Genomic DNA, 26,732 nt, shown 5'->3' with positions numbered 1-26,732 from the left:
CCGGCCCCGATTTCGACTCGAGACGCTCACTGGCGTGCTCGAGGGGACCTCAGTCCACGAACTGATCCAGCGTCGCGTACAGTCCGTCACGCACCTCGGTGACGAGCGGGCCGTCGATGTCGAGGCCCAGCACGTCGACGGCGGCCCGGCCGACGGGTTCGCGGACGTCGTCGGAAGAGTAAACGCCGAGTCGCCACTGGGAGTACTGGGCGGCCCGGAGCGCGTCCACGAGCGGGGACTGTCGACCCAGCTGGCGGACGTCGCCGTTGACCAGCACGCGCGTCGTGGACTCCTTCATCGACGGACGAGCGGGGACGTCGATGATGACCGTCTCGGGATCGACGTTCGCCAGGTCGGCGATCTCGCGCTCGAACTCTCGAATCGCCTCGTGGTCGGCCTCGATGATCCCGCCCGGCACGTCGTCGATCTCGGCCCAGACGGCTCGCTTGTACAGGTCGCGGTGATCGAGGCGCCGGGAGAATTCTCCGGTGGCGTCGCTCGAGCGCAACGAGACGATCAGGTCGTGGTCATCCATCCGCTGGAGGGTGTGGGCGTCCGTTTCCTCGGCCTCGAGCAACTGTTCGCCCGCGCGTCGGAGCATCGCCTTGCTGATGCGAGCGACGCTGTGGCTGTAGACGGTCGGATTCATCAGCGCGCGAGCGACTAGGAGGCTCTCGGCGGTCTGGACGTTCCCCTCTGCGAGGACGAGTTCGCCGTCGGCGAAGCGAAGCTCGCGAACCAGTCGGCCGTGATCGATCGTCCCGTAGGGAACGCCCGTGTGATGGGCGTCGCGCACGAGGTAGTCCATCCGGTCGACGTCTAGTTCCCCGGAGACGATCTGCCCGAAGCGACCGTTGCCGGCGACCAGGTCCGCGACGGCGTCGGGCTCGAGGTCGTGCTCACGGAGGACGTCGCCAATCTCGCCCACGGCCAGCAGGTCGTGGACATCGTCGTGGTATCGGCCCGTCTTCCGGTGGGTCAGCTCCTCGAGGTTGTGGCTGAACGGGCCGTGGCCGACGTCGTGGAGAATGGCGGCGGCCTGGACGCGATCGGCCTCGATGCCGCCGATACCGAGGTGCTCGAGGGCCTCGCAGGCGAGGTGGTAGACGCCGAGGCTGTGCTCGAAGCGGGTGTGGTTCGCGGAGGGGTAGACGAGCGAGACAGTGCCGAGTTGGGCAATGTTCCGGAGACGCTGGACGGCGGGCGTGTCGAGGAGGTCCCGCGCCACGCCGTCGACCACGATGTGGTCGTGGACGCTGTCCTTGATGGTTTTCATGCCATCGCATTCGGCGCTCTCGTACAAAAATGGACGTATGCGCGGTTCGCGCGAGTCTCCCGGTTTTCTCCCGTGGCCACCGAAACGATGAATACCGCTTGAAGCGACGCCGGTCACGACGTCCGTCGCCGCCCGAAATCGCCGCCATCGTACTGGTGCCAGTCCTCGCCGTGACGATTCTGGCGTCGCTCGTGTACTTCGTCGCCGCGAAAAACGGCCTCGAGAATCCCGCGAAGTGGTTCGCAGTCGTCCTGGTTTCGGCCAGATTCGGCGTCGTCTTCTCCCTGCTCGAGCGGGCGGAGTCGGCAACCGACGAAGACTTTTGGGGACCACATAGGCTCCCGGGCGGCCCGGAGAACGGGGAATCGGCGTCGGAACGCGAGGGGTGAACCGCCAGGGGGCGATTACTGCTCGGCCTCGAGCGCGTACTCGAGGAACTTCGGCACCAGCACGGCGTCGAGGACGGCGAGTCCCAGCGCGAGGTAGCGAACGAGGCCCTCGAGGTAGACGATGGCGACGAAGGCGATGATCGCTGCCCCGGAGAGGCCGAGCGCGTAGCGGACCATTGGATTCTCGAACGGGTTCGCCTGCTGCGTATAGGAGGTGCTCATACGAGAGAATCCAGGATGGCCCGGCAAAAGTATACTGGTTCTAACCAGTCGAACGCGAATAAAAATCGAAAGACTCGAGACGATGCACGAACGTGGATATGGAAACCCCTTTACTGTCCGACTTTCACCACCTAGGTGAATGAGCGAAGCCGATTCGGACCACGAACTGATCGTCGCCGAGCTGGGCCGAGAGCCCACCCCAGCTGAGGCGGCGCTGTTCGAGAACCTCTGGAGCGAACACTGCGCCTACCGATCCTCGAGACCACTGCTGTCAGCGTTCGAGAGCGAGGGCGAACAGGTCGTCGTGGGGCCGGGCGACGACGCGGCGGTCGTCGCGCTGCCCTCAATCGGCGGCACGAGCGAGGACGGAAGCGAGGATGGCGAAACCGAGGGAGACGAGGACGTTTACATCACCCTCGGCATCGAGAGTCACAACCACCCCTCCTACGTCGACCCCTTCGACGGCGCCGCCACGGGCGTCGGCGGCATCGTCCGGGACACCCTCTCGATGGGCGCCTACCCAATCGCGCTCACCGACAGCCTCTACTTCGGCCCCTTCGAGAACGAACACTCCCGGTACCTCCTCGAGGGCGTCGTCGAGGGAATCAGCCACTACGGGAACTGCATCGGCGTCCCCACCGTCGGGGGCAGCGTCGACTTCCACCCCGACTACGAGGGGAACCCACTGGTGAACGTCGCCTGCGTCGGCCTCCTCACCGAGGACCGCCTCGTGACGGCTGTTGCCCAGGAACCCGGCAACAAACTCGTGCTGGTGGGCAACGCCACCGGCCGGGACGGCCTCGGCGGCGCGAGCTTCGCGAGCGAGGACCTGGCCGAGGACGCCGAAACGGAGGACCGCCCCGCGGTCCAGGTCGGCGACCCCTACGCCGAGAAACTGCTGATCGAGGCCAACGAGGTCATGATCGACGAAGGGCTGATCGAGTCGGCCCGCGACCTCGGCGCCGCCGGCCTCGGTGGCGCCTCGAGTGAACTCGTCGCCAAAGGCAGTCTCGGCGCCGAAATCGACCTCGAACGGGTCCACCAGCGCGAGCCGAACATGACGCCACTCGAGATCCTGCTCGCCGAGTCCCAGGAGCGGATGTGCTACGAGGTCGCCCCCGAGAACGTCGAGCGCGTTCGCGAGATTGCCGAGCGCTTCGATCTGGGCTGTTCAGTCATCGGCGAGGTCACCAACGGCAACTACGTCTGCACCCATCAGGGGGAGACCGTCGTCGACGTTGACGCCGAGTTCCTCGGGGACGGGTCGCCGATGAACGACCTGCCGTGGGAGGAACCGACCGACCCCGAGACCGACCTCCCTGACACTGACCTCGAGGACGCCTTCGATGCCGTCGTCGGCTCGCCCAACACCGCCTCCAAGCGGTGGGTCTACCGGCAGTACGACCACGAAGTGGGGGTCCGGACGAGCGTTCCGCCGGGTGACGACGCGGCGATCGTCGCCGTTCGAGAGACGGATACCGGAATCGACGGGGGAACCGGAACCGGTCTCGCCATCTCCGCAGGGGCCGCCCCGAACTGGACCGTCGCGAACCCGAGAGACGGCGCACGCGCAGTCGCCCTCGAGAACGCCACCAACCTCGCCGTCAAGGGCACGACGCCGCTCGCGGCCGTGGACTGCCTCAACGGCGGCAACCCCGAGAAGGCCGACGTCTACGGCGGCTTCAAGGCCATCGTCGACGGCCTCGCGGAGATGTGTGCCGAGCTCTCGGTGCCGGTCGTCGGCGGCAACGTCTCCCTGTACAACGACTCGGTGAGCGGCCCCATCCCGCCGACGCCGACGCTCGCGATGGTCGGCACGAAGGCGGGCTACGACGCGCCGGGCCTCGAGGCGCGCTCCGAGGAGTCGTCGCTTCTCCTGGTCGGCGACGACGCCCTCGAGCGCGATTCCTTCGCCCTCGGCGGCTCCGAACTCCTGGCCCAGTTCGAGGGCACCGATCGGTTCCCCGATCTCCCTGAAGCGCCCATCGATCGGCTCGAGACGCTCGCCACCGTCGCGAACGCCGAGTCGACGCTTGCCACCCACGACGTGAGCCACGGCGGTCTCGCGGTGACGCTCGCGGAGATGGTGACCGCGGACGTCGGCCTCGAGGTGGCGCTGCCGACCGACGACCTCGCGGCGGGACTGTTTCACGAACTCCCCGGACGGGGAGTGATCCAGACGACCGATCCCGACGCCGTGGTCGAGGCGTTCGACGGCGTCGCACCCGTCGTCGAACTTGGCTCGCCGACCGCAGATGGGACGCTGTCGATTACGGTCGCGACGGAGGGCGGAGACGAGACGACCGTCCTCGATCGAACGGCGGCCGACATCGCCGCTCTCCGTACCGTACTCGAGACGGAACTCGAGTAGCGACCCCATCGGGTTCAGCTACGTTCGAACCGTTCATTCAGTTCAGCGGTGTTTTCCAGGTCCAACCGCCCGATATATTCATATGGCTCCGTGAGAAGTCTGTCAATCGTCAGCCGATACTGGAGACTATCCCGATGCCAACCGAACCCCACGTCCTGATCGTTGAAGACGAACCCAACCTGGCGACGCTCTACGGCGCCTGGCTCGAGGACGAGGTGTCCGTCGAGACCGCCTACGACGGCACGGACGCCCTCGACGCCATCGACGAGACGGTCGATATCGTGCTCCTCGACCGCCGAATGCCGGGTCTCCCGGGCGACACCGTCCTCGAGACCATCCGGCAACGCGACCTCGACTGTCGCGTAGCCATGGTGACGGCGGTCGAACCGGACTTCGACATCATCGGACTGGGATTTGACGACTACCTCGTCAAGCCGGTCTCGAAGACCGAGCTCACCTCGCTGATCGACCAGTTGCTGTTGCGCTCGAGCTACGACGACCAGCTCCAGAAATTCTTCGCACTCGCGTCGAAGAAGGCGCTCCTGGACGGGCAGAAAACCGTCGCTGAGCGACGGACCAGCCAGGAGTACGCCGTTCTCGAGGATCGCCTGGCGGTGTTGCGGGCGACCGTCGACGATACCATGATGGAACTGCTCGAACGGGACGTCTATCGCCGCCTCTGTGAAGATATCTCCAGAACGCCGATCGCGACCGAGTAGTAGAAAAAACCGGGCGAGTGCGTCCCGATAGGTTGTCGCAACAGTTATTTTACAGCGTCGTCTCCGTCTGAACTGAATGACGGAGACTGGTGGCTCGAGCGAGCCGACCGGCCGCGTCTCGATACTGCCGTTCGAACTGCAGACGGACGGCTACTGCGTCGAATCCGATCGAGTCTCGTCGGTGCTGGGCGTCGATGACACCGGCGTCGTCGACGACGCTGAGGACCCCTGGAACGCGGGCGAAATCGCCGTCGGTGGCGAGCGGATCCGGGTCGTCGACCTCGCACGAGTGTTCGCTGCGCCAACGGCGTCGCTCGATCGCTCGAGCGATCCGATGCTCCTCGTATTCGGCGTCACCGACGACGCCGGCGCCTACTACGGGTGGCTGGTCGACGACGTCGGCATCACTCGGCGGGTCGACGGGGACCGCCTCGAGCCAAACCCGCGGGGCGGCGCGTTCGTCGCCGGTCACCTTTTACTCGAGGAGGAGACATATCGCTGGCTCGACGAACGAGCGATTCACGACTAGTTGGGTCCGTCGTCACTTGCTTCAGTTCAGTCACGGAGTCGTTGGCTCCGGTTCAGTCACAGAGTCGCTGGGTCCAGTTCCGCCCCGAAATCGTTGACTCCAGTCAGCCCCGGAGTCGCCGTGCGACTCGTCGAATCGTCTCGAACTCTCCCTCGTCGTAGGCGATGAATCGTACGTCCTCGAGCGTGGTCGGTTCGTAAGCCTGAATCTCTCGGGCGATGATCTCGGCGCCCTCGGCGAGGTCGAAGCCGGCGACGCCACAGCCGAGTGCCGGGATCACGAGCGACTGACAGTCCAGGTCGTCGGCGCGCTCGAGGCTGTTCCGGGTGGCGTCACGGATGCTCTCTGCGGTGGCCTTCCCGTCGCCGTCGTGGGGCATCGCCGCCGCGTGGACGACGTACTCGGCCTCGAGGTCGTAGGCGTCCGTGACGGCGACTTCGCCGAGGTCGATCGGCCCCTTCGCTATCGCCTTCTCGTTGATTTCGGGACCGGCCCCGCGGCGAAGCGCGCCGGCGACGCCCGATCCCATCCGGAGGCTCGTTCCGGCGGCGTTGACGAGGGCGTTGGCGGACTGTGCTGCGATGTCGCCCTTGATGACGTCGAACTCCATGCTCGAGGATACGGTCGTCCTCGTCAAAAATCGTGGGCCGATGCCGGTCCGCTGGCCGTACGGAGGCCGGCCCCCTCGAGTCTCGAGATCGGAGAGTCGAGACTCGAAACCCGCTCTCGAATCGAGCAGTCAGTAGTCGATGCGCGTAATCTCTTCGACCGGCCACTGGCTCAGGATCTCGACGCCATTCTCGCGGACGACGACCATCTCCTCGACGCGCACGCCCTGGTTCTCCGCGGGCTCCTGGGTCTCGACGGCCATCGTCATCCCCTCCTCGATCTCGATCGGGTGCTCGGGGGAGAGGCCGCGCCAGATCAGCGGCACCTCGTAGAGCTGGAGGCCCAGTCCGTGGCCCCAGTGGTTAGTCGTCATCTGCCAGTGTTCGTCGGCGTCGTAGAAGTCGGCGTGCTCGCCTTCCATGTCCGGGAAGCCCTGGCAGATCTCGTCGGTCGTCGCGCCGGGTTCGATGCGCTCGAGGACGTCGTAGAGGTTGTCGCGGGCGATCTCGTAGGCGTCTTTTTGGGCCTGGGTTGGCTCGCCCATGCTGAAGGTGCGGTAGTAACACGAGCGGTAGCCCAGGTAACCGATATTGTAGAAGTCGGCGTAGACGAGGTCGCCGGGCCGGATCATCCGATCGGTGGTGTTCGCCTGGTGTTTCGGCCAGGTGTTCGGTCCAGAGGTGACGTAGCCGCCGCCGACGAACGCCCCCTGCTTCCAGAGCTCCTCCGCGGCGGCGCCCCAGAGGTCGGTCTCGCTGGCTCCGGGGCGGGCGGTCTCGGTGATTCGCTGGAACCCGGCCTCGCAGATGGCCGCGACCTGGCGCAGACACTCGATCTCGTCGCGGGTCTTGACCTTGCGAGCATCTTCCATCACCTTTGGCACGGTCCCGGTGTCGACCTCGATCCCACGGTCCTCGAAGGCGCTCACCAGGCCGGCGTTCCCGACGTCGATGCCCAGCACCTCGTCGTCCACGCCGTACTCCTCGAGGGCCGTCGCCACGGTGTCGGCCATTTTCGCCTTGAGGAAGTCACGCGCGGAGTCGCGGCCGGAGGCGCGGGGGACGTTGCCGAGTCCGGGGCAGGCGTAGCGGATGTCCTGGAGCCACGGGCAGTTGAACCGCTGGTTGCTCGCGTGGTCGGCGGTGTCCCAGTGAATTACGTCGCCCTCCTCGGTGAGGACCGTGTAGTGGTCGGCCCCGCTGCCGCCGGTCATCGCCAGGCCGGTGACGTAGCGGATGTTCGGGTCCGAGACGAGGAGCATGGCGCCCAGTTCGGTCTCCTGGAGGCGCTCGAGGGCGCGCTCCTTTCGCTCGCGGCGCATCCGTTTGACGTCGATGCGCTCCTCCCAGTCGACGGCCTGGGTCCCGCGCGTTCCCTCCATGAAGTCCCGCTGGTACATACTCATAGGTCACGAACGATCCCTAAGAAACCTATCGACACGCGGACGGCGGGGAATACTATATTTTCTATAGTGTATCGATGCGTTCGGAAATCGTCCTCGCCGTCCTCGCCGTCCTCACTGCCCTCGCCGTCCTCGCCGTCCTCACTGCCCTCGCCGTCCTCGCCGTCCTCACTGCCCTCGCCGTCCTCGCCTCCCTCGAGGGACGATGGTCAAGACTCGCAGTTACGGGGCGCAAGTTCGGAGGCGAGCTCGGTCAGGATTCGACGTGGTCCTTCCACTCACCGATCCCCGAGGGATCGAGGTGGACGTGAGCGTCCCCGACGTCGTCCTGTTCGCGCAAGGCCGTCACGAGCGCCGTCTCGAGGTCGTGGGCGTCTCGCAGGGGCATCTCGCCGTCGACCTCCACGTGGACCTCGACCTCGAGGACTGTCCCGTCGTAGTAGACGGTGAGGTCGTGGATCCCCTGCACGCCCGGATGGTTCCGGAGCGTTCGGGAGATGGCCTCGCGCTTCTCGCTCGAGGGGGCGGCGCCGACGAGGTAGTCGACGTTCTCGCGGGCGATGGCAACGCCCTGGGAGACGACGATCAGGCTCACGAGGCCGCCCGCGACGGCGTCGAGTTCCGGAACGCCGAAGACGACGCCAGTGACGCCGATCACCGCCGCGAGGGAGGTGTAGATGTCGTTCAGGCAGTCGACCGCGAGGGCTTCGAGCGCGGTCGACCCGATTTCGTGGTTGATCGCCTGCGTGTATCGGTAGACGAGGTACATGTCGACGATCGCGAACGCCAGCGCGCCGAGCAGGAGGGGACTGAAGGTGACGTCGGTGCTATAGAGGATACCCTGGACGGATTCGTTGAGCAGGGAGAGGCCCAGCAGGGCGATGACCGCGCCGACGAACAGCGCCGTCAGGGGTTCGATCCGGTCGTGGCCGTGGGGGTGGGTGTCGTCGGGCTCGTCGTAACTGCTCGTCCCCCAGACGAGGACGACGACGCTGGCGACGAGGTCGGCCAGGGAGTGGGCGGCGTCGGCAAGCAGCGAAAAACTGCCGAATGCGAGCCCGGCCGCCCCCTCGACGGCGATTTTGACGGTGTTGCCGAGGACGTTCACCCAGGCCGCTCGCCTGAAGTCGCGCCGGTGTCGGTGTGCGCCCTCGCTCATACCCGGTTTAGAGTGAGTCTATCCTTCAACGTTGTCACTCGAGTCGAGTGACGCGACATTCTCGTCGTTCGAGCGCGCCAGAGACGTCGGCCCCTTCGACACGCTCATAGGACCCGCGTTCAAACCACGACGTAGTTGGGTGATGGGGCCCGCCTGATCCAACTGCCGACTGTCCTCGACGACGATCGGCTGACGGTCCCTGGATCAGCCAGCATGTCCGACACCGCACTCACTCGCCTCGAGACGCTCGCCCTGATCGCCATCGGCGGCTTCGCCGGGTCGAACCTCCGATTCTTCGCGTTCGGCGCTCTTCCCGATGACATCGCTCTCCTCGCCGTCAACGTCGTCGGGAGCGCCGTCCTCGGCTTTCTCGTCTACGAGGCCCAGTACCGGGGGCGGATCGACCCGGCCACCCGGATCTTTCTGACGACGGGCTTTCTCTCGTCGCTGACGACGTACAGCGGCTTCGCGTTGCAAGCGGGGACCGCCGATGGGCCGCTGCTATTCGGCACCATCGTCGTCGGCAACTACGCGCTCGGTTTCGCCGGCGTCCTCGTCGGACGGTCGCTGGCTCGAGCAGCGGGCGGTGATCGCTCGTGAACGCCGACCTCCCCCTCGCGTTCGCGAACGCGCTGGCTCGACTCGCGGACGGCGTCGAGCCGGCCCACCTCATCGGCGTCGGTGGTGCCGTTGGCGCGCTCGCTCGTCACTGGGTGTTCCAGCGCCTCTCCTGGGACTCGTTCCCGGTCGCGACCCTCGCGGTCAACGTGCTGGGAAGTTTCCTGCTGGGCGTGGTCGCGTTCGCCAATCCCGGACCCGCGACCGCCCAGTTCGTCGGGACGGGAATCTGCGGCGCGTTCACGACGTTTTCGACGTTCTCAGTCGAAACTGTCCAGTTGCTCGAGCGCGGGGATCGTCGCCCGGCAGCCATCGCGGCCGGGTCGAACCTGCTGGCGTCGCTGGGTTCGATCTGGCTGGCGTGGTGGCTGGTTTCGCTCTGAGCCTGGATCGACGGTCGTCGGGCGTACGCTGTCGAGTGTTACCACGGATTGTGCGGAGGAAAACGCCTATCAGACTCGTCTCAGTAACGAACGTACATGTTCACGTGGGCCGCCACTCCCGTCGACCGACAGCGACGCCGAACTGCGCATCCGGTGTGTCCCAACGCACCGGCGGACGGTTCCGTCGACGGGAGACGCGTCGGTCCACGCCGCCATCGCTGCTCGCACGTCCGGGGTGAGGTCTATGGAGGTCGCTGAACGACGAACGCCAAAAGTGGATCCACGTGGGGCGTTCGACACCGAGAGGAGCGAGGAGCAACGAGAGGCGTTCGAGGGCGAGGCGTGTTCGTCCGGTACTACACGCGACGCTCGAGCAACGCCGCGCGGTCGCCCGGAGGTCACCCCATGAGCGCTCGCGAGGAGTTCGTGTCGATCTATCGGGAGACGCTCCCGGTCCTGCTGATCGCGCTCGGCGGCGGGCTCGCGTCCGGCGTCATCCTCGAGAACCTCCTCGCGAGCGTCGAACGGTTCCCCGGGCTGCTCGTGATGGTTCCGGTCTTCCTCGCCACGCGCGGGAACGTCTACGGCGCGCTCGGGGGGCGACTCGCCAGCGGGCTCCACCAGGGGCTGATCGAGCCGCGCTTCTCCTGGGACGAACGCCTGGTCAACGCGGTCGTGGCCTCCTTCGTCAACGGCATCGGCATCTCGGTCGTCATCGCCGTGCTCACCCGACTCGCACTCGCGGTGCTGGGCTGGGAATCCGCGGCGCTCTGGGAGTTTCTCGCCATCATGCTCGTCTCGGGCGTGCTCACCTCGACCGTGTTGATCTTCGGCCTGCTCCTGGTGCTCTTCGGCGGGTACAAGGCGGGCTACGACCCCGACAACCTGGTCGGCCCGATCGTGACGACGCTGGGTGACATCTTCGGCATGCTCTTTCTCGTCTTCGCCGTCACGCTCGTCGGGGTGATCGCCTGATGTCGATGCCCTCCACGGGCGACTCGCTAGGCTCCTGGAGCGCCCGATCGATCGTCGTCACGATGTTCCCCCTGTTGATCGTGCTCTCGATCATCGTCCTCGCAGCCGGGATCACCCTGGATCGAGCCGAAGCGCTCCTCGAGCAGTATCGCGTGCTGGCGATCATGGTTCCCACCATGGTCGGACTCGGGGGCAACCTCGGTGCGATCTTGAGTTCGCGACTCTCGAGTCGCCTCCACCTGGGGGTCGCGACGTTCGACGTGCGGGATACCGGCCTTTGGGCCAACGTCGCCGCCATCCTCGCGCTAGCGGTGACGGTCTTCACGGTGCTCGCGATCGGCTCGTACCTGCTCGGTCTCGTGCTCGGTTTCGGCGTCGCGCTTTCGACGCTGCTGTTCATCGCCCTAGTCAGCGGACTCTCGATCGCCGTCATCGCCGTCGTCTGCAGTTTCGGCGCGACGTACGCCTCCTATCGACTCGGGATCGACCCCGACGACCTGACGATTCCGATCGTGACGAACGTCGTCGACGTCTTCGGCATGCTCATCTTCGTCGGGGTCTCGTGGGTCGTGCTCGGGTTCTGATTTCGTCGAATCCGACGCGACTTTGTACGCCCGGCCGAAAGATCGAGACGTGTCATCGTCACCGGACCAGCCGGACCGCCCGCCGACGGCGGCCCTGCTCGAGGCCCTCGACGTCAAGCGGAACGCCGTCATTTCGCTGCTCGTCGGCGTCGCGTTTACCGTCGCGGTCTTCGCCTTCTTCGTCGTCGTCCCCGGCTCGAACCAGCAGTCGGGGTATCTGATCGCGCTCGCGTTCGTCCTCGCGACGACCAGCGCCGGAACCGTCTGGATCGCGTTGACGGTGTATGCCGCCATCGGCCTCTCGCGGGAGCTGTCGGCGAGCGAATAGCCCTGGTTCGAGTTGATTGTCGGCAGAGCGAGAGCCGACCCGAGGCCGACCGTTCGAGATTCTGATCCGATGGATACCGATGCAGGCGCCGGGACGAGTGCCATGGTGCCAACGGGCAAACGGCAATACTTTTCCAATCCCGCACGAAAGTTCCTGCTATGGCTGACGATCTGAAGAAAGGGCTCGAGGGTGTGTTGGTCGCCGAATCCCAGCTCAGCTCGATCGACGGTGACGCCGGTCGACTGATCTACCGTGGGTACTCGATCGAGGACCTCGCGGAGGGGGCCAGCTACGAGGAGGTACTCTACTTGCTCTGGCACGGCCAGCTCCCCGACGCGGGCGAACTCGAGTCGTTCACCGACGCGATGGTTGCCGAGCGGGCCGTCGACGACGCCATCCTCGAGGCCGTTCGCAGCCTGGCCGAGGCCGACGAGACGCCGATGGCCGCGCTCCGGACCGCGACATCGATGCTCTCGGCGATGGAATCCGAGAGCGACGTCGATGCCGAGGACGCCGAGGCCTCGCTGCGAAAGGGACGGCGGATCACCGCCAAGATCCCGACCGTCCTGGCCGCCTTCGAGCGCTTCCGCCAGGGCGAGGAGCCGGTCGCCCCCGATCCCGACCTCGGGCACGCGGCGAACTTCCTATACATGTTCACGGGCGAGGAACCCGACGACGTCGCCGCCGAGACGTTCGACCAGGCGCTCATCCTCCACGCCGACCACGGCCTGAACGCCTCGACGTTCACCGCGATGGTCATCGGTTCGACGATGGCCGACGTCTACAGTTCGCTGACCGGCGGCATCGGGGCGCTCTCGGGGCCGCTTCACGGCGGGGCCAACCAGGACGTCATGGAGGTCCTCTTCGAGATCGAAGAGAGTCACCTCGATCCGCGCGACTGGGTCGAGCAAGCGACCGACGAGGGCCGTCGCATTCCCGGCTTTGGCCACCGCGTCTACAACGTCAAGGATCCCCGCGCGAAGATCCTCCAGCGACGAAGCGAGGAACTCGCCGAAACCGGCGACGACACCTGGTACGAGATCACCACGACCATCGAGGACTACCTCACAGAGGAGAAAGGGCTCGTCGAGAAGGGCATCGCCCCCAACGTCGACTTCTACTCCGGCTCGGTCTACTACCAGCTTGGGATCCCGATCGACACGTACACGCCCATCTTCGCGATGAGCCGTGCTGGCGGGTGGATCGCCCACGTGCTCGAGTACCAGCGCGATAATCGACTCATCCGCCCACGTGCGCGCTACACGGGTCCCGAGGATCAGACGTTCGTGCCGCTCGAGGAGCGGTAGACGGTTCGATCCGTTTTCGTTCTGACTTCCCTGTCACTCGAGTTGCGTCGCCTGATACCCCGACACGGATTCGACGGCGAGGTAGACCAGGGCCGTGAGCGCGAGCACCGCGAGGCCGACCTGTCGGACGGTGACGGGGCCGAGTGCGGCGTCGCCAGCGACCCACAGGAGCGCGCCGACCAGGAGGAAGACGGCGACGACGGCGACGTACCGCCAGCGGGATGCGGTCGGGACCATGCCATCGTCGCCGCGAGCGGCCAGGTAGAGGTGCGCGCCGCCGAAGATGATGCCGTAGCTCACGAGGAAGGCGACGAGGTATTCGGGACCGTCGGTAGCGAAGTCGAACCTCGAGACGACGGCGAAGATGGCGATCGCGAGGGCGATGGCGACCAGGTGGACGCGCGTGTCGCGGGAGACCATACGATCGTATTGTATTTCAAATTATTTGATGTTTTCGAGGGCATGGGCTCGAGAGTAGTTCGGAGGGGTCGGCGTACTCGAGTGTGCGGTGCCCCCTCTCCCGAAGTCGGGATTATCCGTCATTCGAGGCGTTGTCGTCTGTGTCTTTGGTTCCATCGTCGGTACTCTCGCCGTCGCCACTACCTTCGGCGTCTGTGCCATCCGTTTGGCCACCTCCTGTGTCGCTCGTCTCGTTTGTCTCGTCGGTTGCGTCGCCGTTTTCACTACCTTCGCCATCGGTCTCGCCATCGCCGTCTGTGTTCGCTCCGTCGGCTGTCTCACCACCATCGTCAGTTTCCGCGCCGTCGTCACTACTGGGCTCCTCGCCGTCACCGTACGTCCTCGCCGCCTGCGTCGCCACCCGAACCGGCTCCTGCCCTCCGAACGCCGACAGGTCGACCGTCCACTCGAGGCGCTCGTCCCCGCTCCGGGGCGTCCACCGGGTGGTGAACGACCCGCCGCCGGCTGCGAGTTCGTTCGGGGGCTGGCTACTCGCAGTCCCCGCAGTGAACGAACTCCCGACGATTATCGATACCTCGTTCTCGTTCGTATAGCCGAAGGTCACGTCGTAGCCGTCCCCCGCAGGTGAGACGGACGCGACCTTGAGCCCCGGCGGAATTGGGGCGATCGACCCGCTGCAATCGTGGGGGTTCGAGTGGGTCGTCTCGGGGCCGATCGCGCTCGGGCCGCCGATCCCAGTGATCGCCGTCCCCAGGACGCCGTAGTCCTCGACGGTGACGGTGGCGCTCGAGTCGTCGCCGGAGACGCCGCGGTCGTCGCCGATTTCGAAGATGACGGTGCCGGAGAAGGGGGCGGGGACGTGCTCGCCGATAGTGACGAAGTCTTCGCCAGCGGTCGTTCCGATCCCGTGGTCGGTGTTGAAGGCGGTGTGAGCCATGATCGTGTCGCCAGCTGCGAAACTCCCGGTAACCTCGACGCGCGAGCAGTCGACGAAGGTGACCTCGAGGTCCTCGTCCGCTCCGTCTTCGCCCTCGCCGTCCCCGTCGTCCCCGTCTTCGTTATCTTCGCTGCCGCCGTCGTCGCCCTCTCCACCACCGCCGTCGACCCCACGAACCGAGACGGTCCGTTCGTCTCGTTCCTCACCCGCGACGACGGTGATCGGGAACTCGACGTCCTGACGGACGGGGTAGGTCTCGTAGCCCAGCGCGAGCGTCTCCGTCTCTCCGCCGTCGACGGTCACCGACGCCGAATCGACCACTTCGCCGCCAACGACCAGCGAGACGTCCTCGGTCGCGCGCTCGCCGCTCCGGTTCTCGAGTTCGACCGTCGCCTCGAGGCGCTCGCCTCCGGTGACGGGGTCGTTCACTTCGCGAATTCGCGGGACGAGCGCGGGGAGTCCATCGGCGTACACTCGCACGAGACGGCGGTCGCAGGCCCCGTCGGTCTCCACCGACACGAGAAATTCCACGTTTCGGCGGACGGGATAGGTCTCGTACCCTAACTGGAGAGTCTCGGTCGCGCCGGGTTCGAGAGATACTCTCTCGCTCGCGACTCGGTCGCCGGCAGCCAGGTGGATGTCTCGCGTGATGGATTCGGTTCCCACGTTCTCGACCTCCGCGAGCACCGAGAGCACCTCGCCCGCCGCGACCGGCGCGTTGGTCTCGAGAATCCGGATCTCGAGGTCGGCCACGCCGTCGGCGTACACCGAGACGGTTCGGTGGTCGCTGTCGTCGCCGGTCGTCACCCAGACGGGAAACTCGACGTCCTGGCGGACGGGGTAGGTGTCGTAGCCGAGCGTCAGCGAGTCCGTCCCACCGCTATCGACCGTCACCGAGCGAGCGTCGACCACCTCTCCGCCGACGATCATCGAGACCTCTCGCGTCGCCGCCTCCGTGCCGACGTTCTCGAGGTCGAGGACGAACTCGAGGGGGTCGCCGGCGCCGACCGGGTCGTTCGACTTCCGAATCGAGACGTGCAGGTGGCCGCCGTCGGGTTCGACCGGCGTCCACGGCTGGGCCGTCGTCACGGTGCCGTCGCTCGAGCGAACCCAGACGATCACCGGACAGCCGTGACAGAGCGAGGCCCCGTCAACAGCGAGCGTCGCGGTGTCCGAGGACCCCGAGACTGAGGAAATCTCCAGGATGCGGTCGGCGTGGCCGAGCCACCAGACGACCTCCTCGAGGCGTCCCTCCGCGTCGCTCACGTCGACGGCGAGTTCGACCGTCTCCTCGTTACTGACGGTGAGTCGGCCGGGTGCCGGGCGAACCTCCTCGACGACCGGGCCGCCGTGCCCGCCCTCGGCGACCTCGACGGTCCACTCGGCGGTCGCGTTCGCCCCTTCCTGGACGACGCTCGCTCGAACGGTGTACGTGCCGGGCTCGTCGAAGGTGTACTGCCAGTAGTCACGACCCGTCCAGCCGAAGTACTCCGCTTGCCACGGTCCCATCGACCAGCCGGCGTAGTCGTCGTCGACGTACCAGTGCGTGACCCCGCCGTAGCTCTCCGCGTCGTCGGGTTCAGTCTCGAACTGGACCGTCGATCCAGGTGCGACCGTGACCTGCGAGCCGGGTCGCACGCGGTCGGTCGGCAGGTCGTCGATGCCGGTCACGGTGACGAGTCGCTCGTCGCTCCCATCTTGCGTCTCCACGCGGACGGGGAACTCGACGTCCTGACGGACGGGATAGGTCAGGTGGCTGAACTCGAGGTCGCGGGTCTCGCCGCCCTCGATCTGGAAAATCCACCGTCCACCCACCGGATCACCGCCCACGAGAAACTCGGCCGTGACCTCGAGTTCCGACGCGGTCGTGTTCGTTACCTCCGCCGTGACATTCAGGTACTCGCCGGCCTCGACGGGGTCGTTCGTCTCGAGGATCCGCACCGACAGGTCCGTGGCCGTCGCGAGCCCCCTGTCAGTGACCGAGACGAGCACCCCGACGCCGGTTCCGAGTCCCACCAGATAGCCTCTTCGGCGCATGCGAGTGGCTACGCGGGCGAAAGGCAATATATCCTCCCGGATAAATTGGAAATTAACCACGCGACGGTGAGTTTCACGGTCGGTGACATTGATTCGATGGCCCTCCCATGGCCGGGAACGCGAGTACGTCCTCACTACGCGGACTGTCACCCTCGAGTGACGGTCGTAGGGCGAGACTGCGCTCCGACTGTCACCGCAACTGACGTAGTAGTTTATCCGTTCGCCGTCCGCCGACTCCGACTATGCCACTCTCACGACGACGAACGCTCGCCGCTCTCGGCATCGCCGGCGGGACGGCCACGACCAGCGGGATCGTCTTCGGACGCGGGGAACACGACGATGACGAACGGGAACGGGACCCGGGCGACCAGGAGGCGAACGGCCCGAGCGAGCGAGAGGCGCCACTGACGGCCGTTCGCGTCGCCCACCTGTCCCCTGACGCGCCGGGCGTCGACATCCTCGTCGACGGCGAACGCGTCGTCTCGGGCCTCGAGTACGACACCCTTACGCCGTACCTCGAGCTCGAACCGGGCACCGCCACCATCACCGTCACGGCCGCCGACGACGCCGACACCGTCGTCTTCGAGCGCGAGTACTGGTTCGGACAGGCGTTCTACACCGTCGCCGCCATCGGCGAACTCGAGACCGGGACCATCCGCCCGCACGTCCTGATCGACGACGGTTCCGTCCTGTTCCGGGCCGTTCACGGCTCGCCCGACGCGCCGGCCGTCGACCTCTACGCCAACGACGGCGACAATCCGATCGTAGCGGACCTCGCCTACGGCGAGACCTCCAACTACGTCGCGGTCCCGGCCGCTGAGTACGCCCTCGACGTGCGGCCGGCCGGCAATCCTGGGACGACCGTCGCCTCGGTCGACCTCGACCTCGAGCGCGGCGGCGCCTACACCGGGTACGCGGTCGGCGCCCTCGAACCGGACGACGGTGACGCCGAGTTCACCATTCGAGCGACCCTCGACGGCCCGATGGCTGCGCCGAGTGGTCGCTAATCGTCGCTCGAAACCGTCGTCGCGCGGTTCACTCTTCGGCTGGAGCCCTGCTTCGCCCCCTCGATACCCACTGACGGACTCGAACGAACCAACGTCGTGGAAATGTTTTTACGCTTATCTGACGAGTGAGAAACGAGATGACTCGTCCGCCCGCCACCCTGCACCGAACGAGCGAGATCGCGCTCGCGGTCTTCGTCCTCCTCGTCGACCTCGTCCTGCTCGCTGACCGTTCGCTGCCGTGGCCGACGTGGCCGAAACTGGGTTCCGCTCCAATCGATCCCGAACTCGTGCTGCCGGGCGTGCTGGCGATCCTCGTCATTGTCGGCGTAATTAGGGAGGGACTGGAACTCCGCGTCGGTCAGTTGCTGGCGCTCGGTCTCGGGGCGCTGACGCTGTGGTGGGCGTCGCTCAGCCTCTACACGCTCTACGCCGGAACCGGCGGCGGCGTCTTCTTCGGCGGCCTGTTCACCCTCGCCAGTGCCACCCCGCTGGCCGTCGTCGTCCTCACTCGAGCGGGTATCCGCCGAGACCTCCACCGGCGTCTGGTCGCGTCCGTTCGGCGGGCGGGGATCTGACCGATCCGTCTCAATCCCCGCCGTCGGCCATTGCCTCGAGCGCTTCGTCGAGCGTCCCGGCCTGGGCCTCCCACAGCGTCGCGTACCGGCCGTCGGCCGCGAGCAGTTCCTCGTGGTCGCCGCGTTCGACGACCCGTCCGCCCTCGAGGACGAGGATCACGTCAGCCTCGCGAATCGTCGAGAGACGGTGGGCAATGGCGAGGGTCGTCCGCCCCTCCGTCAGGCGGTCGATCGACTGCTGGATCAGGAGTTCGGTCTTCGTGTCGACGGCGCTCGTCGCCTCGTCCAGGATCAGGATCTCGGGGTCCTGCAGGACCGTCCGCGCGATGGCGATCCGCTGGCGCTGCCCGCCCGAGAGTTTGACGCCGCGTTCGCCGACCCGTGTCTCGTAGCCGTCGGGGAGGTCCTCGATGAACTCGTGGGCCTGGGCGGCCTTCGCGGCCTCGCGAACCGCCTCGTCGGAGGCGTCGAAGTGGCCGTATCGGATGTTGTCCGCGATGGTGCCGTCGAAGAGGAACGTCTCCTGGCTGACGTAGCCGATGGACTCCCGGAGGTCCGCGAGGTGAACGTCGCGAACGTCGTGGCCGTCGACCCGTATCTCGCCGTCGTCGACGTCGTAGAGTCGCAGGAGGAGTTTGAGCACAGTCGACTTTCCGGCGCCGGTCGGTCCGACCAGGGCGACGGTGTCTCCCGGCTCCGCCGTGAACGAGACGTCCTCAACGACGATTTCTGCGTCGGCCTCGCCGTCACCGTCGCCGCCGTTACCGGCCTCGAGACCCCCGTCGCCGGACGCCTCGCTCCCACCGATGGCCCGCTGCTCGCCGGTCGCGTAACTGAACGTCACGTCGTCGTACTCGACGCGGCCCGCGACGTCCTCGAGCGGCTCGGGGTCGACGGGGTCGGAGACGTAGACCGGGATGTCTCGCAGGCCGAACACGCGCTCGCTCGAGGCCTTCGCGTTCTCGTACTGGTCGACGATGTTCGAGACTTCCGCGAGCGGGGCGACGATCCGCTGGGTCAGAAAGAGGAAGATGACGAAGTCACCAACCGAGAGCGTTCCCGTGAACGGGCCCGGCGCCGCGCCGTTGGTGAGCCAGAGGCCGCCGACGAGGAAGGTCGCAGCGAAGGCGAGGCCGGCGAGCAGTTCCATCCCTGGTCGATAGACGTACGAGAGCTTGAGGACGGCCATCGTGTCGTCGAACAGTCGCTTCGAGGCCTTCCGGACCCGCGAGACCTCGTACTCCTCGCTGGCAGTCGTCTTCGTCAGATCCATCCCCGAGAGGCTGTTCTCGAGGCGGGTGTTGAGCCACCCGACCGAGGACCGCTGGCGGACGTACCGGGGCTCGATGACGCGCATGAACCACAGCGTGAAGGCGAACATCACCGGAACCGCGACGAGGGTGACGGCCGCCAGTTGCCAGTTCAGGTAGAAGAGGACGCCCGCGATGCCCCCGACCATCACGAGCAGTCGGGCCGAGTTCATCAGCGCGTTGTCCAGGAACCGCTCTAAGTTCTGGGTGTCGTTGTTGAGGACGGCCATGACCTCCCCGGTCTGCTTGTCGTCGAAGAAGGTCATGTCGAGGTTCTGCATCTTCCGGAAGCAATCGACCCGGACGGCGTGCATGACGCTGTGGGCGAAGAGGTTCGCCGACACCCCGTAGATCCAGGTAAAGAGGGCGACGGCGACGAACGCGCCTGCGATGGCCGCAATCGAGAACCAGAATTGCTCGAGGCTCTCCGTCGGGAGCCACGCGTTGGGGACGACGGGGAGGCTGTAGTCCCCTTCGCCGACGAAGACGGCGTCGATGGCCGCCCCAAGCACCAGTGGCGGTACCAGGCTGGCCATTCGGGCCAGGAAATTAGCGACCATGCCGATGCTGAACCAGCTCAGCCGACCGGGCCCGTACTCGCGAAAGAGCCGCCAGAGCGGTCGGTCGACGTGCTCCCGATAGGCATCGAACGGGGTTTCGTCCTCGGTACTCACTGCTGGTGGGCTACTGTTTCGAATCGTAAATGTGTACGGATTCGGATCGTCTCGTTCCCCGCTCGAGGGCAACATTCGACCCTCTCAGACGGTTGTCTCGACGAACTCCATTGGAGGGGGCGTCTTCTCGAGGGTACCGGGGACACGAAAAGTCGGACAATCGGCTCGAACAATTTGTGTACGCCACCAGCCATGCCGTCCAGGGACCGATCCGAATGCTTCTCGTCAATCGACGCTAGCGCTCCTCGGTCACGGTAACGCCGTCAAAAAACGAAACGATCGGTGATCGATCGGCGGTGAGCGAGTGGGGACGATTTCGACCGACGTCTACATCATGCCGCCCATGCCGCCCATGCCGCCGCCCATGCCGCCGGCACCGGGGGCACCTCCCTCGTCGTCGCCCTTGTCCGTCGACAGGTCGCCGGCGGAGATGATGTCGTCGATCTTGAGCACGAGGTTCGCGGCCTCCGTGGCGGAGGTCACGGCCTGCTCTTTGGCGTGGGCCGGTTCGACGACGCCAGCCTCGAACGTGTCCTCGACGTCGCCGCTGAAGACGTTCAGGCCGGCGCGGATCTCGCCGTCCTCGTGGGCCGCGCGGAGGTCGACCAGCGTGTCGATGCTGTCCAGGCCAGCGTTCTCGGCGAGCACGCGGGGGACGAGTTCGAGCGAGTCGGCGAATGCCTCGACGGCCAGCTGCTCGCGGCCGGAGACGGAGTCGGCGTAGTCGCGCAGGCGTGAGGCGAGTTCGACTTCGATCGCGCCACCGCCCGCGAGGACGCGGCCGTCGGAGACGGTCTGGGCGACCACGTCGAGGGCGTCGTTGACGCCGCGCTCGAGTTCGTCGACGACGTGCTCGGTGGAGCCGCGAAGCAGGAGGGTGACGCCGTGGGCGTCGTCGCCCTCAACGTAGAACAGGTCGTCCTCGTCGTCGCGGGTGACGTCACCGAAGCCGAGGTCGTCCTCTGACGCGCTCTCGAGGTCGGAGACGACCGAGGCGCCGACGACCTCCGTCAGGAACTCGAGGTCGCTCTTCTTCGCGCGGCGGACGGCCAGGATGCCCTCCTTCGCGAGGTAGTGCTGGGCGAGGTCGTCGATGCCCTTCTGGCAGAAGACGACGTCCGCACCGAGGTCGACGATGTGCTGGACCTTGTCCTTGAGCTGTTTCTCCTCGCGGTCGAGGAACTTCTGGAGCTGGTCGGGGTCGGTGACGGAGACTTCGGTGTCGACGTCGGTCTCTTCGACCTCGATGGGGTCGTTCAGCAGGAGGATGTTCGCGTCCGTCGCCTCGGTGGGCATGTTGTCGTGGACGGGATCCTTGTTGACGATGCCGCCCTCGAGCAATTCGGACTGGTCGACGGCGCGACCGGTCTGAGTCTCGATGTTGAGGAACTCGAGGTCGACGACGCTGTCACCCTCGTCGGTCTCGACGGTGACGCCGGAGACGGCGTCGACGATGAGCTGGGCGAGGTGTTCCTTGTTGACCTCGGCGCCCTTGCCGGTCATCGAGGTCTCGGCGGTCTTCTTGAGCAGGTCCTCGTCGGTGGTGTCGATCTCGGTCGCGATGTCGTCGATCTCCTCGCGGGCCTGCTCGGCGGCCATGTGGAAGCCCTTGATGATGGCCGTCGGGTGGATCTCCTGCTCGAGGAGGTCCTCGGCGTTCTTGAGGAGCTCGCCGGCGATCGCGACGGCGGTAGTCGTGCCGTCACCCGCCTCGTCCTCCTGGGTCTCGGCGACCTCGACGATCATCTCGGCCGTCGGGTTGTCGATGTCCATCTCCTGGAGGATGGTGACCCCGTCGTTGGTGATCGTCACCGATCCCATCGAGTCGACGAGCATCTTGTCCATCCCTTTCGGGCCGAGTGTGGAGCGTACGGCCTCCGCGACCGCTCGAGCGGCCTGGATGTTGTAATCCTGCGCGTCGCGGTCTTTGACGCGCTGGGAGTCCTCGCTCATCACAATCATCGGCTGTCCCTGTTGCATTCGCTGACTCATAGTCGCTCGAATCATTGTTTGCCCTTCTATATAAAAATACCGTTTAACGCGTACTCGAGTTGCGTCCCCTTCGGCCGATCGAAATCACCAAAACCGCCGGAAGGAACGACCCGAGTACGCAGACCTTGCTACTCTATGACGCAGACGATCGTGGCGATTGGAGGTCCAACCCTCCGTCTTTTATATAAGTGCACCGGACGGTCGTCGGGCGAGAAGATGTCGTTCCCCCGCTTGAATCGGCAGCGATTACTGTCGCTCCCATCAACGGCACCCATGGAACGCGCTATGCGCCACTCGCTCGTGACGGGCGGGGCCGGTTTCGTCGGTTCTCACCTGACCGAGTCCCTGCTCGAGGCCGGCGAGACGGTGACGGTCGTCGACGACTGCTCGAACGGCGACCGCGAACACGTCTCGCCCGAGGCCGAGTTCGTCGAGGCCGACCTGACCGACCCCGACTCGCTCGAGGGCCTGCTCGAGGACATCGACCGCGTGTATCACCTCGCGGCCTCGAAACGCGTCGACACCGACCGTCCGTACGGCCAGTTCGACGACAACACGCGGATGACCCGGACGGTCCTCGAAGCGATGGCCGACGCCGACGTCACCGAGATCGTCTACACCTCGTCGTCGACGGTCTACGGCGAAGCGCCCCGGCCGACCCCCGAGGACTACGCGCCGCTCGAGCCGATCAGCGCCTACGGGGCGAGCAAACTCGCCGACGAAGGCCTGCTCTCGGCGCGCGCTCACAGCCACGGGCTCACCGTCTGGAACGTCCGCTTCGCGAACGTCGTCGGTCCGCGCCTGCGGGGGGCCGTGATCCCCGACTTCATCGAGAAGCTTCGGGACGACCCCGAGACGCTCACCATCCTCGGCGACGGCCGCCAGGAGAAGTCCTATCTGCACGTCGAGGACTGCCTGGCCGCGATCGATCACGTCGTCGCCCACGCTGACGCAGTGGACGCGGACACGGCCACCTCGAGCGACGCTGGGGCGATGCACACCTTCAACCTCGGCACCCGGACAACCACCTCCGTCGACCGCATCGCGGCCATCGTCGCCGACGAACTCGGTGTCGACCCGACATTCGAGTACACCGGCGGCGACCGGGGCTGGACCGGCGACGTGCCGAAGATGCGCCTCTCGATCGAGAAACTGTCCGCGCTCGGGTTCAAACCCAGGCGCTCGAGCGACGAGGCCGTCCGCGCGGCCACGCGAGAGCTACTGGCCGAGTTTGAGTAACCGCTGCTGGCTGAACTCGAGTATTCATCTTCTGGTCGAACCCGAGTACCCCTCTGCAGGCTAAACACCCGCAAGAACGAATATCGATAGCGCCTCGGCAAGTTTTAGGTGAGCTTAAATATCTGGGTCCTGCACGAGTTCGTATGAACGGGCGGGACCGACTCGAGGACGATTCGACGACACGCTCTCGCCGGACGGCGTCGGCCGACGGGAGACGGGGGCGCTCGCTCGAGGCCGGCCTCCGGCGATTCGGACCGTTCGTCGTCGCGATCGGCATCGTTCTCGGCCTACTCGTCGCGTTTCGATCGATCGAACTCGAGACGGTCCTCGCGGAGGTCGCCCGCGCCGATCGCCAACTGCTGGCGGGGGCCGTCGCGGTCTACCTCCTCTCGTGGCCGCTTCGCGGGCGACGCTACGGCGACGTGCTGGGAACGATGTACTACCGCGTTGGAACCGCGCCGCTGACCGCCGCAATCTTCGTGAGTCAACTGGCGAATCTCGTGCTCCCTGCGCGGGCTGGCGATGGCGCACGTGCATACATTATCAAGAACCGGTGGGGCGTTCCCTACCCCACCGGCGGCGCGTCGCTGGTCGTCGAACGCCTCTTCGATCTGGCGACGATCACCGCCCTTGCACTCGGGGCGACCGCCTGGCTCGCGCTCAGCGGGACCGCGTCCCCGCTCGAGGTGTTCACCACCGGCGGCGCTCGACGTGCCGTGCTGGCCGCGTGCGCCGTCAGCACCGCCACCGTCGGCGTCGGGGTCGTGCTGGCGGCCTCCACTCGCTACGGCTCCCCCGCCGGTCTCGGCGCACGACTGCGTTCGCACACCTGGGGGGATCGACTCGAGGCCGGATTCCGGTTCGTCGGCCACCTCCAGGCGATCACCCGACGGCCCCGCTCCCTCGCGGCCGTCGCGACGACGAGCCTGGCGATCTGGTCGCTCGACGTGGTGACCGCCGTACTCGTGCTCGCGGCGTTCGGAACCGGTCTCGACGTGCTCCCCTTGCTGGCCGTCGGGACGCTCGCAGTGAGCGTCGGCAACCTGGCGAAGGTGTTACCGCTCTCACAGGGTGGCGTCGGGCTGTACGAGGCCGCATTCACGGCCCTCGTCGTGTCGATCACCCCAATCGGTGCCAGTACGGCGCTGGCTGCGGCACTCGTCGACCACGCGCTGAAAAACGGCCTCACCCTCGTCGGTGGCGGTCTGAGCGCCGGGGCCCTCGGGCTGACGGTTTCGGGACTCGCCGACGAGCGCCCGGAGTGAACCGGTACTGTTTTAGGCTAGCCTAAAAAACGAACGCTCAATGAGTCAGCACGCGATCCAGGACATCTGCGTCGTCGTCCCGACGATCCGCGAGTACGAGTGCGTGCGTTCCTACCTCCAAAACGCGCGCGATCACGACTTCGACCTCGAGCGCCTGCACGTCGTGCTCGTTACCGAGGACTTCTGTGACACCGACTCCATGACGGCGATGCTCGAGGAGGGGGGCGTCTCGGGCGAGGTATTCGACGGCACCCGTCGCGACGAGTGGTACGAAGCGAACGGAATCGCCGAGTACGGCCACCTCGTGCCGGCGGCCAGCCACGCCGAGACGAGTTTCGGACTGCTCTACCTATGGGCCCACGACCGCTTCGAGTACGGCGTCTTCATCGACGACGACACGATCCCGCACCCGGACGTGGACTTCTTCGGCACCCATCTGGCGAACCTCGCCTTCGAGGGCGAGATCGAGACCGTTCGCTCCGACGAGCAGTGGGTCAACGTCCTCTACCAGAACGCTGAGGAGCACGGCCTCTACCCACGGGGGTACCCCTACGCCGCGATGGACGAGACCGTCGAGACTGGGACGGCGACCCTCGAGACCGGCGACGTGGTCGCCTCCCAGGGGCTGTGGACCAACGTCCCCGACCTCGACGCCGTCCGGATCCTGATGGACGGCGACCTCGAGGGACAGGCACAGACGCGGACGACGCGCGAGGACTTCGCGGGAGACTTCGTCGCCGAACCGGGGCAGTACCTGACGGTCTGTTCGATGAACCTCGCGTTCCGCCGGGAGGTCGTCCCCGCGTTCTACCAGTTGCCGATGGACGACAACGAGTGGAACGTCGGGCGCTTCGACGACATCTGGAGCGGCGTCTTCCTCAAGCGCGCCTGCGACGTCCTCGAAACACAGATCTACAACGGGAACCCGCTGTGTGAACACAACAAGGCGCCGCGAAGCACGTTCGACGATCTGAACAACGAAGTGCCGGGCCTCGAGCTCAACGAACACCTCTGGGCGATCGTCGACGACGTCGGCGGCGACCGCGAGAGCTACGCCGGTGTGTTCGAGGCGATGGGCCGGGCGCTCGCCGAGGGCGACTGGGACGAGTATACCAACGGCGCGTTCTTCAATCACGTGGGCGAGTACATGCTCGAGTGGCTCGCGTGCCTCGAGCGTCTCGAGGGATCGACTGCGGCGACCCGTGTCGAAGCCGTCCGCCACTGACGTCCGACAAACATCGACGCTTATAAATATATTTAGGTGAACCTAAAAACATGCCCCGACGATCAGATTCACCTTCTCGGCGCACCTTTCTGGCTGGTTCGGCCGCGCTCGGTACCGTGAGCGTCGCTGGCTGTCTCGGCCTGATCGGAAGCGATGACGACGACGCACCGAACACGTTTGGACAGATCGGCTCCGGGCGAGCCGGACGCCCCGAACCGGGCGGGACTCGCGTCGAGGACCTTCCGGACCTCGAGGGCGAACTGACCGTCTACTCCGGGCGCGGCGAGTTCCTCGTCGGCACGCTGCTCGGCGACCTCGAGGACTACTACGAGGACTTCACGGTCGATCCGCGGTACGGCAACTCCTCGGAACTGGTCAACCAAATCGCCGAAGAAGGCTCGGGAACCCCCGCCGACGTGTTCTACACCGTCGACGCGGCGGCCCTCGGTGCGCTCGCCGAGGAGGGACGAACGCAGGCGCTGTCCGAGGAGGCCACCTCAATGGTTGACGAAGAGTTTCGAACCGACCAGTGGGTCGGCACCTCGGGCCGGGCCCGGACCGTCCCCTTCAACACCGACTCGCTCTCGAACGAGGACATGCTCGACAGCATCCAGGCTTACGCGACCGACTTCGACGGCGACCTGGGCTGGGCTCCCTCTTACGGCTCCTGCCAGGGCTTCGTGACCGCCATGCGACTGCTCGAGGGCGAGGAGACGACCCGCGAGTGGCTCGAGGGCATCGTCGATTCGGGAATCGCGGAGTACAGCGACGAGTTCGCGGTCTGCCAGGCCGTCGCCGACGGCGAAATCGACGCCGGGTTCACGAACCACTACTACATCCAGCGCGTGCTGGACGGCTCGCCGGACGCCCCAATCGCCACGTCGTTCACCGAGGGTGACGCGGGCGCCGTCTTCGACGTCGCCGGTGCGGCCGTCACAGACGCGGCCGACGACGCCGACCTCGCCCAGAACTTCGTCCGTCACCTGCTCTCGGCGCAGGCCCAGGAGTACTTCGCCACGGAGACCTACGAGTACCCGTTGATCCCGGACGTCGAACCGGTCGGCGACCTGCCGCCCATCGACGAACTCGACGTGCCGAACGTCGACCTCTCGCAGCTCTCGGACCTCGAGCCGACGATCGACCTCATGCGCGAGGTCGGCATCAACACCTGACGAGGGCG

General features: G+C 66.2%; 26 protein-coding genes. 17 read left to right on the top strand and 9 right to left on the bottom strand.

Annotation, left to right across the window (positions count from 1 at the left end; all coding sequences use genetic code 11):
* Positions 1-49: 49 nt before the first annotated feature.
* Positions 50-1,276 carry an HD domain-containing protein gene (locus NGM29_RS00580; RefSeq protein ID WP_254158334.1) on the bottom strand — a complete coding sequence of 409 codons (1,227 nt, stop codon included), beginning with the start codon at positions 1,274-1,276 and terminating at the stop codon, positions 50-52.
* A 98-nt stretch (positions 1,277-1,374) separates the two neighbouring features.
* On the opposite strand from NGM29_RS00580, the gene NGM29_RS00575 reads away from it, so the two are divergent.
* Positions 1,375-1,665 carry a hypothetical protein gene (locus NGM29_RS00575; protein ID WP_254158333.1) on the top strand — a complete coding sequence of 97 codons (291 nt, stop codon included), beginning with the start codon at positions 1,375-1,377 and terminating at the stop codon, positions 1,663-1,665.
* A gap of 15 nt (positions 1,666-1,680) precedes the next feature.
* Here NGM29_RS00575 and NGM29_RS00570 read toward each other — a convergent pair whose 3' ends face one another.
* Complete coding sequence (locus NGM29_RS00570) at positions 1,681-1,887, bottom strand: hypothetical protein (protein WP_254158332.1); 207 nt, start codon at positions 1,885-1,887, stop codon at positions 1,681-1,683.
* A gap of 139 nt (positions 1,888-2,026) precedes the next feature.
* On the opposite strand from NGM29_RS00570, the gene purL reads away from it, so the two are divergent.
* From purL to NGM29_RS00555, 3 genes are all read left to right on the top strand, one after another.
* A complete protein-coding gene (gene purL, locus NGM29_RS00565; RefSeq protein ID WP_254158331.1) occupies positions 2,027-4,258 on the top strand; it encodes a phosphoribosylformylglycinamidine synthase subunit PurL in 2,232 nt (743 codons plus the stop codon).
* Positions 4,259-4,392: 134 nt separating this feature from the next.
* A complete protein-coding gene (locus NGM29_RS00560; RefSeq protein WP_254158330.1) occupies positions 4,393-4,977 on the top strand; it encodes a response regulator transcription factor in 585 nt (194 codons plus the stop codon).
* 76 nt (positions 4,978-5,053) lie between these two features.
* Complete coding sequence (locus NGM29_RS00555) at positions 5,054-5,506, top strand: chemotaxis protein CheW (RefSeq protein ID WP_254158329.1); 453 nt, start codon at positions 5,054-5,056, stop codon at positions 5,504-5,506.
* Between the two features lie 103 nt (positions 5,507-5,609).
* On the opposite strand, the gene NGM29_RS00550 is transcribed toward NGM29_RS00555, so the two are convergent.
* Entirely contained in the window at positions 5,610-6,116 is a 507-nt protein-coding gene (locus tag NGM29_RS00550; RefSeq protein ID WP_254158328.1) for a macro domain-containing protein, read from the bottom strand.
* 129 nt (positions 6,117-6,245) lie between these two features.
* Positions 6,246-7,514, bottom strand: coding sequence for a M24 family metallopeptidase (locus NGM29_RS00545; protein ID WP_425499190.1), 1,269 nt, complete (start codon positions 7,512-7,514; stop codon positions 6,246-6,248).
* A gap of 80 nt (positions 7,515-7,594) precedes the next feature.
* Between NGM29_RS00545 and NGM29_RS00540 the strand changes: the two genes are divergently transcribed.
* Positions 7,595-7,828, top strand: coding sequence for a hypothetical protein (locus NGM29_RS00540; protein WP_254158326.1), 234 nt, complete (start codon positions 7,595-7,597; stop codon positions 7,826-7,828).
* On the opposite strand, the gene NGM29_RS00535 is transcribed toward NGM29_RS00540, so the two are convergent.
* Complete coding sequence (locus NGM29_RS00535; RefSeq protein WP_254158325.1) at positions 7,771-8,676, bottom strand: cation diffusion facilitator family transporter; 906 nt, start codon at positions 8,674-8,676, stop codon at positions 7,771-7,773. The two genes, NGM29_RS00540 and NGM29_RS00535, sit on opposite strands and share 58 nt — an antisense overlap.
* A gap of 213 nt (positions 8,677-8,889) precedes the next feature.
* Here NGM29_RS00535 and NGM29_RS00530 point away from each other — a divergent pair, with 213 nt between their 5' ends.
* The 6 genes from NGM29_RS00530 (at position 8,890) to citZ (ending at position 12,871) form a co-directional block, all read left to right on the top strand.
* Positions 8,890-9,276 (top strand): fluoride efflux transporter FluC, encoded by a 387-nt coding sequence (locus tag NGM29_RS00530; protein ID WP_254160656.1) that lies wholly within the window; start codon positions 8,890-8,892, stop codon positions 9,274-9,276.
* Positions 9,273-9,677: a fluoride efflux transporter CrcB gene (crcB, locus tag NGM29_RS00525; RefSeq protein ID WP_254158324.1), complete on the top strand. Its 405-nt coding sequence runs from the start codon at positions 9,273-9,275 to the stop codon at positions 9,675-9,677. Before NGM29_RS00530 ends, crcB begins: the two co-directional genes overlap by 4 nt.
* 405 nt (positions 9,678-10,082) lie before the next feature.
* The gene (locus NGM29_RS00520; protein WP_254158323.1) at positions 10,083-10,652 is read left to right on the top strand and encodes a magnesium transporter; all 570 of its coding nucleotides are present in this window, start codon (positions 10,083-10,085) and stop codon (positions 10,650-10,652) included.
* Between the two features lie 5 nt (positions 10,653-10,657).
* On the top strand, positions 10,658-11,236 hold the full coding sequence (locus NGM29_RS00515; protein WP_425499271.1) for a magnesium transporter: 579 nt from the start codon (positions 10,658-10,660) through the stop codon (positions 11,234-11,236).
* Between the two features lie 49 nt (positions 11,237-11,285).
* Complete coding sequence (locus tag NGM29_RS00510) at positions 11,286-11,564, top strand: DUF7536 family protein (protein ID WP_254158321.1); 279 nt, start codon at positions 11,286-11,288, stop codon at positions 11,562-11,564.
* Positions 11,565-11,722: 158 nt separating this feature from the next.
* Positions 11,723-12,871 carry a citrate synthase gene (gene citZ / locus NGM29_RS00505; RefSeq protein ID WP_254158320.1) on the top strand — a complete coding sequence of 383 codons (1,149 nt, stop codon included), beginning with the start codon at positions 11,723-11,725 and terminating at the stop codon, positions 12,869-12,871.
* 33 nt (positions 12,872-12,904) lie between these two features.
* Here citZ and NGM29_RS00500 read toward each other — a convergent pair whose 3' ends face one another.
* Together NGM29_RS00500 and NGM29_RS00495 are read right to left on the bottom strand one after the other, a co-directional pair.
* Positions 12,905-13,291 (bottom strand): hypothetical protein, encoded by a 387-nt coding sequence (locus NGM29_RS00500; protein WP_254158319.1) that lies wholly within the window; start codon positions 13,289-13,291, stop codon positions 12,905-12,907.
* A 112-nt stretch (positions 13,292-13,403) separates the two neighbouring features.
* On the bottom strand, positions 13,404-16,265 hold the full coding sequence (locus NGM29_RS00495; protein WP_254158318.1) for a CARDB domain-containing protein: 2,862 nt from the start codon (positions 16,263-16,265) through the stop codon (positions 13,404-13,406).
* A gap of 242 nt (positions 16,266-16,507) precedes the next feature.
* On the opposite strand from NGM29_RS00495, the gene NGM29_RS00490 reads away from it, so the two are divergent.
* On the top strand, positions 16,508-17,272 hold the full coding sequence (locus NGM29_RS00490; protein ID WP_254158317.1) for a DUF4397 domain-containing protein: 765 nt from the start codon (positions 16,508-16,510) through the stop codon (positions 17,270-17,272).
* A gap of 137 nt (positions 17,273-17,409) precedes the next feature.
* Positions 17,410-17,847 carry a hypothetical protein gene (locus NGM29_RS00485; protein ID WP_254158316.1) on the top strand — a complete coding sequence of 146 codons (438 nt, stop codon included), beginning with the start codon at positions 17,410-17,412 and terminating at the stop codon, positions 17,845-17,847.
* A gap of 10 nt (positions 17,848-17,857) precedes the next feature.
* Here the strand turns inward: NGM29_RS00485 and NGM29_RS00480 are convergent, their stop codons facing one another.
* A complete protein-coding gene (locus tag NGM29_RS00480; protein ID WP_254158315.1) occupies positions 17,858-19,831 on the bottom strand; it encodes an ABC transporter ATP-binding protein in 1,974 nt (657 codons plus the stop codon).
* Positions 19,832-20,158: 327 nt separating this feature from the next.
* Positions 20,159-21,811 carry a thermosome subunit beta gene (gene thsB, locus NGM29_RS00475; RefSeq protein WP_254160655.1) on the bottom strand — a complete coding sequence of 551 codons (1,653 nt, stop codon included), beginning with the start codon at positions 21,809-21,811 and terminating at the stop codon, positions 20,159-20,161.
* Between the two features lie 285 nt (positions 21,812-22,096).
* On the opposite strand from thsB, the gene NGM29_RS00470 reads away from it, so the two are divergent.
* The 4 genes from NGM29_RS00470 to NGM29_RS00455 all read left to right on the top strand — a co-directional run bounded on the left by NGM29_RS00470 (position 22,097) and on the right by NGM29_RS00455 (position 26,724).
* Positions 22,097-23,062, top strand: a complete 966-nt coding sequence (locus tag NGM29_RS00470; protein WP_254158314.1) for an NAD-dependent epimerase/dehydratase family protein — start codon at positions 22,097-22,099, stop codon at positions 23,060-23,062.
* Between the two features lie 143 nt (positions 23,063-23,205).
* On the top strand, positions 23,206-24,327 hold the full coding sequence (locus tag NGM29_RS00465) for a lysylphosphatidylglycerol synthase transmembrane domain-containing protein (protein WP_254158313.1): 1,122 nt from the start codon (positions 23,206-23,208) through the stop codon (positions 24,325-24,327).
* A gap of 40 nt (positions 24,328-24,367) precedes the next feature.
* Positions 24,368-25,552, top strand: coding sequence for an alpha-1 4-glucan-protein synthase (locus NGM29_RS00460; protein ID WP_254158312.1), 1,185 nt, complete (start codon positions 24,368-24,370; stop codon positions 25,550-25,552).
* 50 nt (positions 25,553-25,602) lie between these two features.
* Positions 25,603-26,724, top strand: coding sequence for a substrate-binding domain-containing protein (locus NGM29_RS00455; protein ID WP_254158311.1), 1,122 nt, complete (start codon positions 25,603-25,605; stop codon positions 26,722-26,724).
* The last annotated feature ends 8 nt before the right edge of the window (positions 26,725-26,732 follow it).

The organism is Natronosalvus rutilus, assembly GCF_024204665.1.
Classification (GTDB): domain Archaea; phylum Halobacteriota; class Halobacteria; order Halobacteriales; family Natrialbaceae; genus Natronosalvus; species Natronosalvus rutilus.
Note: the sequence above shows the minus strand (reverse complement) of the source record. Positions and strands in the feature narration are given on the sequence as shown.

Bases quoted from the DNA above. Each gene is read 5' to 3' on its own strand.
- NGM29_RS00580 (WP_254158334.1), bottom strand. From the start codon at position 1,276: ATGAAAACCATCAAGGACAGCGTCCACGACCACATCGTGGTCGACGGC.
- NGM29_RS00570 (WP_254158332.1), bottom strand. From the start codon at position 1,887: ATGAGCACCTCCTATACGCAGCAGGCGAACCCGTTCGAGAATCCAATG.
- purL (WP_254158331.1), top strand. From the start codon at position 2,027: ATGAGCGAAGCCGATTCGGACCACGAACTGATCGTCGCCGAGCTGGGC.
- NGM29_RS00560 (WP_254158330.1), top strand. From the start codon at position 4,393: ATGCCAACCGAACCCCACGTCCTGATCGTTGAAGACGAACCCAACCTG.
- NGM29_RS00555 (WP_254158329.1), top strand. From the start codon at position 5,054: ATGACGGAGACTGGTGGCTCGAGCGAGCCGACCGGCCGCGTCTCGATA.
- NGM29_RS00550 (WP_254158328.1), bottom strand. From the start codon at position 6,116: ATGGAGTTCGACGTCATCAAGGGCGACATCGCAGCACAGTCCGCCAAC.
- NGM29_RS00545 (WP_425499190.1), bottom strand. From the start codon at position 7,514: ATGTACCAGCGGGACTTCATGGAGGGAACGCGCGGGACCCAGGCCGTC.
- NGM29_RS00540 (WP_254158326.1), top strand. From the start codon at position 7,595: ATGCGTTCGGAAATCGTCCTCGCCGTCCTCGCCGTCCTCACTGCCCTC.
- NGM29_RS00535 (WP_254158325.1), bottom strand. From the start codon at position 8,676: ATGAGCGAGGGCGCACACCGACACCGGCGCGACTTCAGGCGAGCGGCC.
- NGM29_RS00530 (WP_254160656.1), top strand. From the start codon at position 8,890: ATGTCCGACACCGCACTCACTCGCCTCGAGACGCTCGCCCTGATCGCC.
- NGM29_RS00520 (WP_254158323.1), top strand. From the start codon at position 10,083: ATGAGCGCTCGCGAGGAGTTCGTGTCGATCTATCGGGAGACGCTCCCG.
- NGM29_RS00515 (WP_425499271.1), top strand. From the start codon at position 10,658: ATGCCCTCCACGGGCGACTCGCTAGGCTCCTGGAGCGCCCGATCGATC.
- citZ (WP_254158320.1), top strand. From the start codon at position 11,723: ATGGCTGACGATCTGAAGAAAGGGCTCGAGGGTGTGTTGGTCGCCGAA.
- NGM29_RS00500 (WP_254158319.1), bottom strand. From the start codon at position 13,291: ATGGTCTCCCGCGACACGCGCGTCCACCTGGTCGCCATCGCCCTCGCG.
- NGM29_RS00495 (WP_254158318.1), bottom strand. From the start codon at position 16,265: ATGCGCCGAAGAGGCTATCTGGTGGGACTCGGAACCGGCGTCGGGGTG.
- NGM29_RS00490 (WP_254158317.1), top strand. From the start codon at position 16,508: ATGCCACTCTCACGACGACGAACGCTCGCCGCTCTCGGCATCGCCGGC.
- NGM29_RS00485 (WP_254158316.1), top strand. From the start codon at position 17,410: ATGACTCGTCCGCCCGCCACCCTGCACCGAACGAGCGAGATCGCGCTC.
- thsB (WP_254160655.1), bottom strand. From the start codon at position 21,811: ATGCAACAGGGACAGCCGATGATTGTGATGAGCGAGGACTCCCAGCGC.
- NGM29_RS00470 (WP_254158314.1), top strand. From the start codon at position 22,097: ATGGAACGCGCTATGCGCCACTCGCTCGTGACGGGCGGGGCCGGTTTC.
- NGM29_RS00465 (WP_254158313.1), top strand. From the start codon at position 23,206: ATGAACGGGCGGGACCGACTCGAGGACGATTCGACGACACGCTCTCGC.
- NGM29_RS00460 (WP_254158312.1), top strand. From the start codon at position 24,368: ATGAGTCAGCACGCGATCCAGGACATCTGCGTCGTCGTCCCGACGATC.
- NGM29_RS00455 (WP_254158311.1), top strand. From the start codon at position 25,603: ATGCCCCGACGATCAGATTCACCTTCTCGGCGCACCTTTCTGGCTGGT.